This is a genomic window from Deltaproteobacteria bacterium (genome assembly GCA_029860075.1).
In the GTDB taxonomy this organism is placed as follows: domain Bacteria; phylum Desulfobacterota; class JADFVX01; order JADFVX01; family JADFVX01; genus JAOUBX01.
In genome coordinates this window covers 19,636-32,369 of record JAOUBX010000051.1, presented here as the reverse complement: position 1 = coordinate 32,369, position 12,734 = coordinate 19,636, and the positions used below count along the sequence as shown (strand labels likewise).

Below are 12,734 nucleotides of genomic sequence, written 5' to 3'. Positions count from 1 at the left end.
CTACAGAGTTGGCAATAAACTCGAGATTCATAAATTCAACACTGTCACCTTTTGAAGGGATCCTTCCCATACTATGAAGCAAGAGTCCGGCAACTGTATTAAAATCCTCTTCCGGGATATCTACCTGTAGGCTTTTATTAAGGTCCCTGATTGAAAACTTGCCATCTACCGTAATGGAACCATCTCTGTGTCGAACGATATTGCTTATCTTCATATCTGTTTCATCCCATATTTCACCGACAATTTCCTCAAGAAGATCTTCCATAGAGACAAGACCCTCGATACCGCCAAACTCATCGATGATCAAGGCAAGATGAACACTTTTTCTTTGAAAGTCGGTAAGCTGCTCCTGTATCTTTTTCGTCTCCGGTATAAAATAGGGTGGAGACATTATGTTTTCCAGTTGCGGTTCATGACCGGATGCAACCACCTTCAAATAATCCTTTACAAGAACAATACCTTCAACCTTCTCAATATCCCCCCGGAAAACAGGAATTCTCGAATAAGGGGAAGAAAGAATTTTTTCTTTAATATGAGAAGATGATTCCTCAATATTAATGGCAAATATTTCCATCCTGGGAACCATAACCTCTTTTACACTCATATCCCTCAATTCCAGGATACCATGAAGCATTTCTTTCCTCTTCGTCCCTATTATGCCTGATTCTTCACCGATAAGGATCATCGTTTTAAGTTCCTCTTCGGTAAATACTTCTCCTGCCTTCTTTTTTACGCCAATGCTTTTTAAAATGGCATTAGTAAAAATATTAACAACGCGTACAAAAGGTTTTAGCACAAGCATTACAAACTTCATTGGTCTTGCAATAAAATAGGATGTGCCTTCAGAATGATAAGCAGAAAAGGTTTTTGGAGTAACTTCTGCAAAAATCAGCAGAGCGAGTGTCATGATTATGGTGGCATAAAGTATTCCCAGCTCCTCTCCCCACAGATTTATGGCAAGGGAAGTAGCCAGCGCGGATGCAGCAACATTAACAAGATTATTTCCGAGTAAAATGGTACCGAGGAGGTTTTCCGGTCGTTGAAGTATTTTTTCCAGTACTAAGGCCCCTTTTTTGCCTTCTTTTGCCTGGTGCTTCAGCTTCAGTTTATTAAGGGCCATTAGTGCCGTTTCAGAACCGGAAAAAAAACCTGAAAGAACAATTAACAAAACGAGCAGAATAATATGAATAATAATAACCGTACTATCCATTATTCCTTTTATTTGATTTAAAAATATACAGTTCTCCCATTACAGGCATACTCGTACGCTGAATCAGGAAAAATGCTATTTCACTAATTTGAAAGGTATTTTTGTGAAAAAAATTGGGGTCGGGGTCCATACTTTAGAAGGCTAGCTAATTTACGCTCGCTTTTCAAGTTTATTAAAAAAGGCGATGATAAATCCAAGAGCAATAAAGGCTCCGGGAGGCAAGACCATAACAATGAGTGGGAGGTAGCCGTCACCAAATATATTAACGCTAAAAACGGTTCCGTTTCCAAAAAGCTCTCTCACACCGCCCAGGATTACAAGAGCAAGGGTGAAACCAAGACCAACAGCAACACCATCGACAATTGACTTATCAATACTGTGCTTTGAAGCAAAACCTTCAGCACGCCCCAGAATCATACAGTTGGCAACAATAAGGGGAATAAAAAGTCCAAGCTTTTTATGAAGATCAAACATAAAACCGGCCATAACCAGATCTGTAATAGTAACAAAAGAGGCAATAATAACGATAAAACAGGGGATTCTTACCTTTGCAGGTATATATTCCCTGAATACAGAAACAACAATATTGGCACAGACGAGAACAAAGGTAGATGCCAGGCCCATACCTAAGCCATTTTCCGCTGAGGTTGTTACAGCGAGAAGAGGGCACATTCCGAGAAGTTGTTTGAATACAGGGTTCTCCGTCCAGAGCCCCTTCTTCATTATTTTTCCATACTCACTCATACTATTGCCTCAACTACTTAAGAATTTCATCTTTATGGGCTGCATAAAAATCAAGACCATCCTTAACGGCCTTCGTAACCGCTCTTGGTGAAATTGTCGCACCTGTCAGAATTGTAAAATCACCGCCATCTTTGGTAACAAGCCATTTAGTGTTAGTAAGATTTTTTCCTTTATATTGATCCTTCCAGGGAGAAAAAGCAATTTTATCACCAAGACCAGGTGTTTCTGCGTGACTTATCACCTCGATAGCCGACACGGTACCATTTGGATCAATTCCTACCATTACATCTATAAAACCACTATAGCCAAGCATATTGGAAGAAGTAAATGCAATCCCCGTAATCTCCTCACCTTTTTTACCGCGATAGAATACTCTTTTAACATCATTTCCTTTTTTATCCTTACCGGAAACGAGTTCAATAATATCTTTATCGGGTTCATTATCATAACCTGGGAGAACCGCTTTGATGGCCTTTAATTTTTCTTGTCTTTTTGATTCTGCAATAGCGTCTTTAGTCGAATCATAGACAAAGGAGAGCGTTGCAGCAGCAATACCTGTTACAATCGTTAGAGCTATAGCCAACTTTATGACGTCTTTATTCATCGGGCTACCTCTTGAGCAGTTCTACTACCAAATCGCTTTGGAATAGTATATTTGTCTATTAAAGGCGTTACAGAGTTCATGAGGAGAATGGCAAAAGAAACACCTTCAGGATAACCACCCCAAAGCCTGATGATCATCGTAATCAGTCCGCAACCTGCCCCGAAGATAAGCATGCCCTTTCCGGTCATGGGAGAAGTCACATAGTCGGTTGCCATAAAAAAGGCACCCAAAATCATACCACCAGTAACGATATGAAATAGTGGATCGGCATACCTTGTCGGATCAATTAGCCAGAAGATACCTGCAAAGACAGCCGAAGTACCGATAAAGGAAACAGGAATATGCCAGGTAATGTAACCTTTGTAAAGAAGCCAGGCAGCACCAAGCAAAAGAGCAATAGCTGAAACTTCACCGAGACTTCCACTGCCATTACCAAGAAAGAAGGCGCCTGAGGAAACATTATTGATAATATCAATATTACCATCCTTCATAATCCCTTCCTTAATGAGACCAAGGGGCGTCGCTTCGGTAACAGCATCTACACCGGATGTTATGGGCTGCGGTTTTGTCCATGTCGTCATCTGGACAGGAAAAGAGATAAGAAGAACAACTCTCGCCACTAGCGCAGGATTGAAGGGATTATAACCCAACCCTCCATAGACATGTTTACCCATTCCGATGGCAATTACAGAACCTAGTACCACCAGCCACCAGGGAGCACTGGGAGGAAGATTCATTGCCAGAAGAATGCCTGTAAGTGCAGCACTCCCATCATAGATAGTGACTTTTTTATTCAAAGCCTTTTGAGCCGCAGCCTCTACCGCCATGCAGCTAACGATGGCCAGAACTAAAACGCCTAAGGCAGGTAAACCAAAGTAGTAAACACCAACGAGTGATGCCGGCAACAGTGTGAGGATGACGGTATGCATGGTCGCTGCAATCGATTCACCACAATGTACGTGCGGTGACGATGAAAGTATGAGCTTGTTTTCCATACTAATTATCCCCCTCTTTCTGTCTCTTTTTTATAATTCCTGCTTTTGCAAAGCGGAAAAGTTGCACCAGGGGCCTGTCAGAAGGGCAGGTATAAGAGCAACAGCCGCATTCGATACAATCCATAACAAAATAATCTTCAACCTCTTCAAGCATCTCACGCTCAGAAAAAATCCCCATAGCACCGGGTTCAAGGTACATGGGACAAACGGCGGCACAACGACCACAGCGAATGCATGGATGGGATTCCCTGTTACGAATCTCATCCATCTTCATAACTAAAATACCCGAAGTCCCTTTAACAACGGGAACATCCGTCGTATATACTCCGCCACCCATCATAGGCCCACCCATAATGATCTTGCCGATATTTTCGGTAAAACCGCCGGCTGCGTCAATAAGTTCACCTGACAAAGTACCTATCCTGACTTTAAAGTTCTTTGGTTCTTTAACTCCAAGTCCGGTAACGGTTGTTATTCTTTCAATAAGCGGCCTTCCATACCTGACAGCATCATAAACGGCAGCAGCTGTTCCCACATTCTGCACAACAACACCAACATCCATTGGAAGTCCGCCAGGTGGAACTTCTTTTCCAATAACTGCTTTAATAAGCTGCTTTTCCGCTCCTTGAGGATACTTAACATGAAGGCTCATAACTTCTATATCAGTTCCTGATGCGGCAGTCATCATTGCCGTAACAGCTTCCGGTTTATTATCCTCGATTCCGATGTAACCTTTATTTACACCGAGGACTTTCATAAGAAGCTTCAGACCTTCAATAATAGAATCGGCATCTTCAACCATCAGTCGGTGATCGGCAGTCAAGTAGGGCTCACATTCGGCGCCGTTGAGGATGACTGCCTCAATCTTCTTGCCATCCGGCGGCGCCAGCTTGACATGCGTCGGGAAAGCAGCACCTCCCAATCCTACAATACCGGCAGACAAAACTTTTCCCCTAATATCTTGAGCAGAGAGTTTAGTCACATCCTGCTCTTCTTCCAGGTCTTCAGCCCATTCATCCTTTCCATCAGAAACAATCTCTATGGCCATCATATCTTTGCCCGATGGATGAGGGAACTCTTTAATCGCCTTCACTTCACCTGAAATACTTGCATGTATAGGAGAAGAAACATAACCTCTGGCCGAGGCAATGACCTGCCCCTTCTTAACATGAGCACCTACTTCAACAAGAGCAACGGAAGGAGCTCCTATATGCTGATGCAAAGGGATAACTACCCTTTCAGGAAGCGACAAAAGTTCAATAGACTTATCCCTTGTCAACTCTTTTGAATCGGGAGGATGAACACCTCCAGCAAACCCTCTAGCTGACATCCTTGGTACCTTCCTCTTTTTTCTCAGAAACCGATCCTTCCACCTTTTCCGATCCTTCAGGCTTTACAGCCTCTTTGTTATCTTTAGCAGGCTTCTCTGCTTCGTTTCCACTCTTTTCTTTTTCTACCTTTGACTTAGGAGTTTCTTGCCCTTCAGTTGGTTTAGGTACTACTTTTTTATCAGAATCAGGCTTCGCAGTTACACCTTCTTTTTTCACCTTTGCTGCCGGTTTAGCTTTCTTTGCCTTTTTCTTTTTTTCCGGTTTGAAGCGCTTTAAAGGATGGGCCTGTTCAAAGTCAGAAATCGTTCCTGTAGGACAGATGTCAACGGGATCATGTGTATTATCAAGAACAGAATAATCAACAATGGCGAGATTATTCTCCATGCTCATATTTGACGTTTTCTTTGTACAGAGAGTACAGCCTATGCAACCGACACTACAGACTTTCTTTGTAGCAGGACCTTTATCGAAACTACTACATAGAACATGAACTTTCTGACTTGCCGGCACCATTTTAATAATATTGACAGGACAGGCCGGAACGCACATAGTACAGCCCGTACACTTTTCAGGAATAATAATGGCGAGACGATCTTCCGTTATCTCAATAGCATCATACTCACAGGCCTTATAACAGGAGCCCAACCCCAGACAACCATAACTACAGCTTTTAAAGCCTCCGCCTACCTGCATGGCTGCCCAGCAATCCTTGACACCCATATAATCAAATTTAGTTTTTGCTTCCCTGTCACCGGCTTTACACAAAACAATGGCAACTTCTTTTTCCGCAGCAGTCGCCTCAACGCCCATAATCCTGCAAAGATCATTAACGACATCCTCACCACCGGGCAGGCAGTCTGTAATTGCAGCTTCACCGGCAATAATAGCATTGGCAAGACCGCTGCACCCCGGGAAACCACAGGCACCACAATTTGTACCGAGAAGTGCCCCTTCAACAGCTTCCACCTTGGGGTCGACGTAAACATGAAAAACCTTGGAGGCTATTCCAAGACCAATACCGGCAATAAGCCCAAGACCACTTAAACTGAGTATTGCTTCAATCATTTATTTATCACCAATTTGTTTCACAATAATCTTTTCCCTACAAACATCATCGATAAAGAACAGGCTACAAGCTTCGGATCAACATGAAATGAATCATTTTACGAGACCGGAAAAGCCCATAAAGGCAAGAGAGAGCAATCCGGAGGTAATCAGTGTAATTGCCACTCCCTGGAAAGATTTGGGGACATCAGCAAGTTCAGTCCGCTCTCTTAAGCCGGCAAAAATAACAAGAGCAAGGGCAAATCCCAAAGCGGCGCCAAACCCGTGGATTGTTGTCGACAAAAACGAATAATCTTTCTGGATATTAAGAATTGCAACACCTAAAACAGCGCAGTTTGTCGTTATAAGAGGAAGAAAGATTCCGAGAGCCTGATAGAGCACAGGGCTCGTCTTCTGAACAACCATTTCAACGAACTGAACCAGAGAGGCGATGATCAAAATAAAGGCAATGGTCTGGAGATATTCGATCTGAAAGGGAACTAGGATAAACTTTTGAACTACCCACGTAGAGACAGAGGCAAGCGTCATAACAAACATGGTTGCCATACTCATGCCGACGGCCGTCTCTACCTTCTTTGAGACACCAAGAAAGGGACAAACGCCCAGAAACCTTGCAAGAACAAAGTTGTTTACAAATACAGCGCTTACAAGAAGCAGGCTTAACTGTGTAATAACATCACCCACGTTTTCTTACTCCCTTCCCTTATTTTTAAGCACATGAGGATAAGACAAAGAGAGAAATATGTCAAGCGAAATCACTATAACGAATTGATAATTAGTCTTTATTCACATTCCAGAGTATAGTTTATTAACATAAAGTGTATACTTTATTGACATAAGATGATAATAGAGTGTATTAATAACTAGTTAAGCTCTTTTATAAGAAAACTACCATAACCTGAGGTGGAGGAAATTAATGGCCATAAAACTTAAAAAAAGACTCGGTGAAATGCTCGTTGAAAAAGGGCTCATAGATCAGATGCAGCTTCAGTCGGCAATTGGAAGACAGAAGCAGTGGGGCGGCAGGTTTGGAGCCAATCTGGTAAAACTGGGTTACATCAGTGAAATTACACTTATAAAATTCTTAAGCAACCAGCTTAAGCTTCCCTGTGCCGATCTTGCAAAAATCAGGTTTACACCAAGCGCCTATTCTCTCATCACGATGGAAGTTGCAAAAAAATATCATATCATTCCTATTGAAACCAGGGATGACGGCAGCAGGAAGATTCTCTTTCTCGCCATGTCGGAACCGACCAACATGCTTGCACTCGATGAAGTATCATTTCTTACAGGAATGACCATCAGACCGGTTATTGCCACAGATTCTCAAATTGGAAAATCCATCGACAAGTATTACAACAACAGGGACTGGGTAGAAATAGAACCACTGTCTGAAAAAATCACTACCGCCGAAGAAGCCAGCCCCGAAATCATTCACGAAGTAACGATGAAGGAAAAGAAGGCGATTCAGAAAAAGGCGAAGAGTGTCGCAAAAAACCCCGAACTTCTTGCACTGGTGCGGGTACTTGTCAAAAAAGGTCTCATTACAAGAGACGAATATATTAAAGAAATCGAACAGCTTAAAGATTAAAAAGTCTAATATCATGTTAAAATTATCCTTTCGAACCCCGGCCATACTCCTCTTGATCCCCCTTCTCTCTCTTCTTTTTTCTTGTACTTCACAAAAAGAAGAGAAACTGCAAGTTAAAGCCAAGGTTAAACAGAATCTCGTCACGGCAACCATCAGCGATCCTAAAACCTTTAATATCCTCATAAGTAAAGAAACCAGCAGTTCCGATGTAGTAAGTCCCCTTTTCGAAGGGCTTGTTTCTCTCAATCCCAAAACACTTGAACATGAACCGATGCTGGCCGAGTCATGGGAATTCAGTGAGGGGGGCAAGAGATGGACCTTTCATTTGAGGAAGGGAGTCAAATGGCACGACGGTGAACCCTTTACTGCCGATGATATCATCTTTACCTTTAAAGCCATTTACGACCCCAAAGTCCCCACCTCCACAAGGGACATACTATCAATTGAGGGCAAACCCTTTACCCTTGAAAAAGTGGATGAAATGACAGTACGTTTCATACTTCCCAAGCCCTTCGCTCCTTTTTTAAACTCCATTGGAGCAGCAGATATCATGCCGGAACATATCCTGGGAAAAGCGTTAGAAGAGGGACACTTTGCAGATAACTGGGGTATCGATACACCACCGGAAAAACTCATCGGTACGGGCCCTTACATAATGACCAAATATGTTCCGGCCCAGTATGTCAAATATAAGCGTAATCCCAACTACTGGATGAAAGACGAGGGCGGGAAACAACTCCCCTATCTTGAGGAGCAAAATCTTCTCATTGTTCCCGACCAGAATACGCTTTACGTAAAATTCACGGCAGGGCAGACAGACACACATGGTCCAAGGCCGGAAGAGGTGGAGACACTCAAAAAAGATGCAAAAAAACTCGATATTACCGTTAAAAAAAGGGGACTTAATACGGGTACACTCTTTGTTACCTTTAACCGGAATCCCGAATATTTCCTGAAAAACAATGAGGCAAACCCCAGATACAAATGGTTTAGGGACAAACATTTTTTAAGAGGCCTCGCTCATGCCGTAGATAAGGAGACAATCATTGCCAATACGATGTTTGGCAGGGGAAAAGCTTCTGTCGCCGAAATTTCGGAAGAAAACAAGCTTTTCCATAATCCTGACCTGAAAGATTATAAATATGATCTCGAAAAAGCCCTCCAAGTGCTAAGTGAAGGTGGATACAAAAAGGGAGAAGATGGATTGTTGAGAGACAGTGACAGTAACATCATTGAGTTTGATCTCAATACCAATGCCGGAAACCACCTGAGAGAACAAATCTGTTCCATATTGCAGGAAGACTGGCAAAAGCTGGGCATCAAGGTCAATTATCGCCCCCTCGAATTTAACCTGCTTGTGGAAAAGCTGGACAATACCTACCAGTGGGATGCCATCCTCATCGGTTTTACGGCAGGAATCGAACCCCATAACGGCGCCAGTCTGCATCGTTCAAGCGGTCACCTGCACATGTGGCATCCAAAGCAGAAGAAGCCTGCATCAGCCTGGGAAGCAGAAATAGACAGGCTCATTGAAGCAGGCGCATCTGAAATGGACACGGAAAAGCGCAAAAAAATATATTACCGTTTGCAGGAAATCTATCATGAGGAACTCCCCATGATCCAGATGGTGAGACAGGAAGTATACTCGGCTTACAAAAACAAACTTTTGAACTACGATCCCACCGTCTGGGGACTCTACAAGTCTGAAAGGATAAAAATCAAGGAATGATGGGGAGCTTTGTTCTTAAGAGACTCCTTCACATGGTTCCCCTCCTTTTGGGAATCACCTTTCTCTCTTTTATTATCATATCCCTTGCTCCCGGCGACTACCTCTCCACCCTCAAGATGAATCCCCAGATCTCGGAAGAGACCATCAATCGACTCGAACAGGAATTCGGCCTCGACAAACCTGTTTATATACAATATGTGAAATGGCTCTGGCAGATAGTGCACCTTAATTTCGGTGATTCCATTGCCTACCGCGTAGATGTGCTAAGCCTCATTATGAGCCGTGCATTCAACACAATCATACTCTCTGCAGCAAGTATCATCTTCGCCTGGAGCCTTGCCATTCCCATCGGAATAGCCGTTGCCTACTGGCAAAACTCCTTTCTCGACCGCTTTCTCTCTTTAATCGCCTTCTTCGGCATGGCAATTCCAAACTTCTTTCTTGCCTTCCTGCTTCTCTATTTCGCCCTGAAAACAGGATGGTTTCCCGTAGGGGGAAGCTTTTCCTATGACTACGATTCATTGACGCTCTGGGGAAAGTTTACCGACAGGCTTTATCACCTTATCCTTCCTGTTATAGTACTGGGCACATCGGGCATGGCGGGCCTCATGCGTCTCATGAGAGGCAATATCCTTGAAATTAAAAACTCAGACTATGTAAGAACGGCCAGGGCAAAGGGTCTTGGAGAAGGCGTCATTATATTCAAGCATGTGCTTAGAAATGCCCTCAATCCATTTATTACCCTTGCAGGATATGAATTGGGAAGTCTGCTCGGCGGCGCAGCCCTTGTAGAAGCAGTTCTCAACCTTCAGGGGCTGGGCACGATGATGCTGCAAGCCGTCATGGGACAGGATATTTACCTCATCATGGGTTCGCTTCTTATCGGCGCTCTTTTACTGATCATTGGAAATCTTATTGCAGACATTACCCTTACCCTCGTCGATCCAAGGATCAAAATGGAGTAGTGAATTTTTACAGGGATATACAGGATGAACAGGATAAAAGGGCATAATGATACATAAAGAATTAACTGAGAAAATTCTCGAAGCAGCATTCGAAGTCTCTAATGAACTAGGTTCCGGCTTTCTGGAATCTGTATATGAAAAAGCTTTAACGCTGTCATTAAAGGAGAAAGGATTAAAAGCAGAATCACAAGTTCCTCTTAAGGTAATGTTTCGTGGCATATCTGTAGGTGACTTTTTTGCCGACTTACTGATAGAGGATGTAATAATCGTCGAGCTAAAGGCCGTTAAAAAGTTAGCACCTGAACATCAGGCCCAACTTATTAATTATCTTAAAGCTACAAGTATTCATGTGGGACTTCTATTAAACTTTGGCAATCCGAAACTTGAGTACAGGAGACTTCATGGGTAATTCATCCTGTTTATCCTGTCTATCCCTGTAAAAAACAATATGAATTTATACACAAAATTTTTCCAAAACCTAACATGGACAGCGGGAATAAGCCTCGTTCTCCTCGTGCTTCTCTATCTTTCGGCTATTTTCGCTCCCTTTATATCGCCTTACGATTATAAGGAACAGAGCAGGAAGTACCCCAATGCGCCCCCTATCTCAATACATTTAAACAGTATATCCCAGTGGGATGAAGGCTTCTTCTACATCCATCCTGTAAAGATGGTCGATGTCTACAAAAGAAAGTATGAAGAGGACAGGAGTCGGAAAGTATTTGTCGACATTATTACACCCGAAGGAAGACTCTTTGGCCTTAAAGATAAGGAGGAGAGGATCTTTATATTCGGCAGTGACGCTCTGGGAAGAGACCTCTTTTCAAGGATTCTTCAGGGAGGAAGGATCAGTCTCACCGTAGGCATACTGGGTGTGCTCATCAGCTATAGCATAGGAATCATCATCGGCAGTATTTCAGGCTACTTCGGAGGTTTGACGGACAACGTCATCATGCGTATTGCAGAGGTCTTCATGTCGGTTCCTTCCTTTTTCCTCCTCCTTGCCCTGGCCGTCATCATTCCTACTAATATTTCATCGGGAACGACATTTCTCCTCATTGTCGTCATTATGAGCTTTATAGGCTGGGCAGGCTTTGCCAGAGTCATCAGGGGAATGGTTATGTCGGAAAGAGAAATGGATTATGTAACAGCCGCCAGAGCACTTGGCGCAGGGCATGGAAGAATACTGTTAAAGCATATCATCCCATCTACCTTCAACTACGCCGTTATATCGGCAACACTGAGCATACCCGGCTTTATTCTCGGTGAAAGTGCCCTGTCACTGCTGGGTCTAGGCATCCAGGAGCCCGACGCTTCATGGGGCAATCTCCTTGCCTCGGCCCAGAACGTGCAGAACCTAATCAATTATCCATGGATACTCATTCCGGGCCTTTTCATATTTACAACCATCATGGCCTATAACTTTCTTGGCGACTACATGAGAGATACACTCTCACCGAGAAACGGAGGAGAGGCATGACTCAAAAAGCCGCCCTCCTTGAAGTGAAGGGTGTAAAGACAACATTCAAAACAGAGCGTAGACCGGTCACTGCCGTCGATGACATAAGCTTTCACATAGACCATGGTGAAACGCTGGCTCTGGTCGGTGAGTCGGGCTGCGGAAAAAGCGTTACTTCCCTATCTATTCTGAGACTCATACAGGAACCGCCCGGAAAGATTGAAAAAGGTGAAATTCTCTATAAGGGAAATAATCTTCTCAGTCTTTCAAAAAAAGAGATGCGAAAAATAAGGGGCAATGAAATCTCCATGATCTTTCAGGAGCCCATGACCTCTTTAAATCCCCTTTTTACGGTAGGTAACCAGATCATGGAAGCAGTCAAACTCCACCAGGGACTCAAAAAAGGGGAAGCCGTTCAAAAATGTATCCATATGCTGGGCCTCGTAGGTATTCCCGATCCGGAAAAAAGAATGAGCAACTATCCCCATGAAATGAGCGGAGGCATGCGGCAAAGAGTGATGATTGCCATGGCCCTTGCCTGCCAGCCGGGCCTTCTCATTGCCGATGAACCGACAACGGCCCTAGACGTCACCATACAGGCCCAGATACTTGAACTTATCAGGGAACTGAAGAAAAAAATGGATATGTCCCTTCTTCTCATTACCCATGACTTCGGAATCGTCGCTGAAATGGCCGATCGTGTGGGCGTCATGTATGGCGGGAGGATGGTTGAATACGGTGGTATCGAAGAAATTTTCAACAAACCTGCACACCCTTACACTGTCGGGCTTTTAAACGCCATTCCCGGAGGTGAAAAAAAGGGGGAAAGATTAAGAACCATCCCGGGAAACGTGCCCGACCTTGCGGCAATCAAAAAGGGATGTAACTTTTACGACAGGTGTCCAATCAGGACAGAGACCTGCCTTGAAAAGGCACCTGAAATGGAGGACAGAGGAAATTCTCACTTTAGCCGCTGCTGGCACAGTGACAGGGTAAAAAGGGAAGGCCTCTTTTAAAAGAGGATATGAGCATGCCTGATTC

At 43.6% G+C, this 12,734-nt stretch carries 13 protein-coding genes; 6 read left to right on the top strand and 7 right to left on the bottom strand.

Features of this window, described 5'->3' with window-relative positions:
* The 7 genes from OEV42_14470 to rsxA form a co-directional block, all read right to left on the bottom strand.
* A partial coding sequence (locus OEV42_14470; protein MDH3975478.1) for a CNNM domain-containing protein occupies positions 1–1,210 on the bottom strand: 1,210 nt, incomplete at its 3' end.
* A gap of 150 nt (positions 1,211–1,360) precedes the next feature.
* Positions 1,361–1,954, bottom strand: a complete 594-nt coding sequence (locus tag OEV42_14465) for an electron transport complex subunit E (GenBank protein ID MDH3975477.1) — start codon at positions 1,952–1,954, stop codon at positions 1,361–1,363.
* A gap of 13 nt (positions 1,955–1,967) precedes the next feature.
* The gene (locus tag OEV42_14460; GenBank protein ID MDH3975476.1) at positions 1,968–2,558 is read right to left on the bottom strand and encodes an RnfABCDGE type electron transport complex subunit G; all 591 of its coding nucleotides are present in this window, start codon (positions 2,556–2,558) and stop codon (positions 1,968–1,970) included.
* Positions 2,555–3,553, bottom strand: a complete 999-nt coding sequence (locus OEV42_14455) for an RnfABCDGE type electron transport complex subunit D (protein ID MDH3975475.1) — start codon at positions 3,551–3,553, stop codon at positions 2,555–2,557. Before OEV42_14455 ends, OEV42_14460 begins: the two co-directional genes overlap by 4 nt.
* A gap of 1 nt (position 3,554) precedes the next feature.
* Positions 3,555–4,883 (bottom strand): electron transport complex subunit RsxC, encoded by a 1,329-nt coding sequence (gene rsxC, locus OEV42_14450; protein ID MDH3975474.1) that lies wholly within the window; start codon positions 4,881–4,883, stop codon positions 3,555–3,557.
* Complete coding sequence (locus OEV42_14445) at positions 4,873–5,949, bottom strand: RnfABCDGE type electron transport complex subunit B (GenBank protein ID MDH3975473.1); 1,077 nt, start codon at positions 5,947–5,949, stop codon at positions 4,873–4,875. The genes rsxC and OEV42_14445 overlap by 11 nt, the downstream gene beginning before the upstream one ends.
* A 93-nt stretch (positions 5,950–6,042) precedes the next feature.
* Entirely contained in the window at positions 6,043–6,621 is a 579-nt protein-coding gene (gene rsxA, locus OEV42_14440; GenBank protein MDH3975472.1) for an electron transport complex subunit RsxA, read from the bottom strand.
* A 244-nt stretch (positions 6,622–6,865) separates the two neighbouring features.
* Here rsxA and OEV42_14435 point away from each other — a divergent pair, with 244 nt between their 5' ends.
* From OEV42_14435 to OEV42_14410, 6 genes are read left to right on the top strand one after another with little or no spacing between them, the layout of a single operon-like run.
* Entirely contained in the window at positions 6,866–7,540 is a 675-nt protein-coding gene (locus OEV42_14435) for a hypothetical protein (protein MDH3975471.1), read from the top strand.
* A 13-nt stretch (positions 7,541–7,553) separates the two neighbouring features.
* Positions 7,554–9,269: an ABC transporter substrate-binding protein gene (locus OEV42_14430; GenBank protein MDH3975470.1), complete on the top strand. Its 1,716-nt coding sequence runs from the start codon at positions 7,554–7,556 to the stop codon at positions 9,267–9,269.
* Positions 9,266–10,234 (top strand): ABC transporter permease, encoded by a 969-nt coding sequence (locus OEV42_14425; GenBank protein ID MDH3975469.1) that lies wholly within the window; start codon positions 9,266–9,268, stop codon positions 10,232–10,234. Before OEV42_14430 ends, OEV42_14425 begins: the two co-directional genes overlap by 4 nt.
* 46 nt (positions 10,235–10,280) lie before the next feature.
* Positions 10,281–10,643 (top strand): GxxExxY protein, encoded by a 363-nt coding sequence (locus OEV42_14420; protein ID MDH3975468.1) that lies wholly within the window; start codon positions 10,281–10,283, stop codon positions 10,641–10,643.
* Positions 10,644–10,682: 39 nt separating this feature from the next.
* Positions 10,683–11,714, top strand: coding sequence for an ABC transporter permease (locus OEV42_14415; GenBank protein ID MDH3975467.1), 1,032 nt, complete (start codon positions 10,683–10,685; stop codon positions 11,712–11,714).
* Complete coding sequence (locus OEV42_14410) at positions 11,711–12,709, top strand: ABC transporter ATP-binding protein (protein ID MDH3975466.1); 999 nt, start codon at positions 11,711–11,713, stop codon at positions 12,707–12,709. The genes OEV42_14415 and OEV42_14410 overlap by 4 nt, the downstream gene beginning before the upstream one ends.
* Positions 12,710–12,734: the final 25 nt, after the last annotated feature.

Excerpts from the sequence above, each read along its gene's own strand:
- rsxC (MDH3975474.1), bottom strand. The coding sequence starts at position 4,883 with ATGTCAGCTAGAGGGTTTGCTGGAGGTGTTCATCCTCCCGATTCAAAA.
- OEV42_14445 (MDH3975473.1), bottom strand. The coding sequence starts at position 5,949 with ATGATTGAAGCAATACTCAGTTTAAGTGGTCTTGGGCTTATTGCCGGT.
- OEV42_14430 (MDH3975470.1), top strand. The coding sequence starts at position 7,554 with ATGTTAAAATTATCCTTTCGAACCCCGGCCATACTCCTCTTGATCCCC.
- OEV42_14420 (MDH3975468.1), top strand. The coding sequence starts at position 10,281 with ATGATACATAAAGAATTAACTGAGAAAATTCTCGAAGCAGCATTCGAA.
- OEV42_14410 (MDH3975466.1), top strand. The coding sequence starts at position 11,711 with ATGACTCAAAAAGCCGCCCTCCTTGAAGTGAAGGGTGTAAAGACAACA.
- OEV42_14425 (MDH3975469.1), top strand. The coding sequence starts at position 9,266 with ATGATGGGGAGCTTTGTTCTTAAGAGACTCCTTCACATGGTTCCCCTC.
- OEV42_14455 (MDH3975475.1), bottom strand. The coding sequence starts at position 3,553 with ATGGAAAACAAGCTCATACTTTCATCGTCACCGCACGTACATTGTGGT.
- OEV42_14415 (MDH3975467.1), top strand. The coding sequence starts at position 10,683 with ATGAATTTATACACAAAATTTTTCCAAAACCTAACATGGACAGCGGGA.
- OEV42_14435 (MDH3975471.1), top strand. The coding sequence starts at position 6,866 with ATGGCCATAAAACTTAAAAAAAGACTCGGTGAAATGCTCGTTGAAAAA.
- OEV42_14465 (MDH3975477.1), bottom strand. The coding sequence starts at position 1,954 with ATGAGTGAGTATGGAAAAATAATGAAGAAGGGGCTCTGGACGGAGAAC.
- OEV42_14460 (MDH3975476.1), bottom strand. The coding sequence starts at position 2,558 with ATGAATAAAGACGTCATAAAGTTGGCTATAGCTCTAACGATTGTAACA.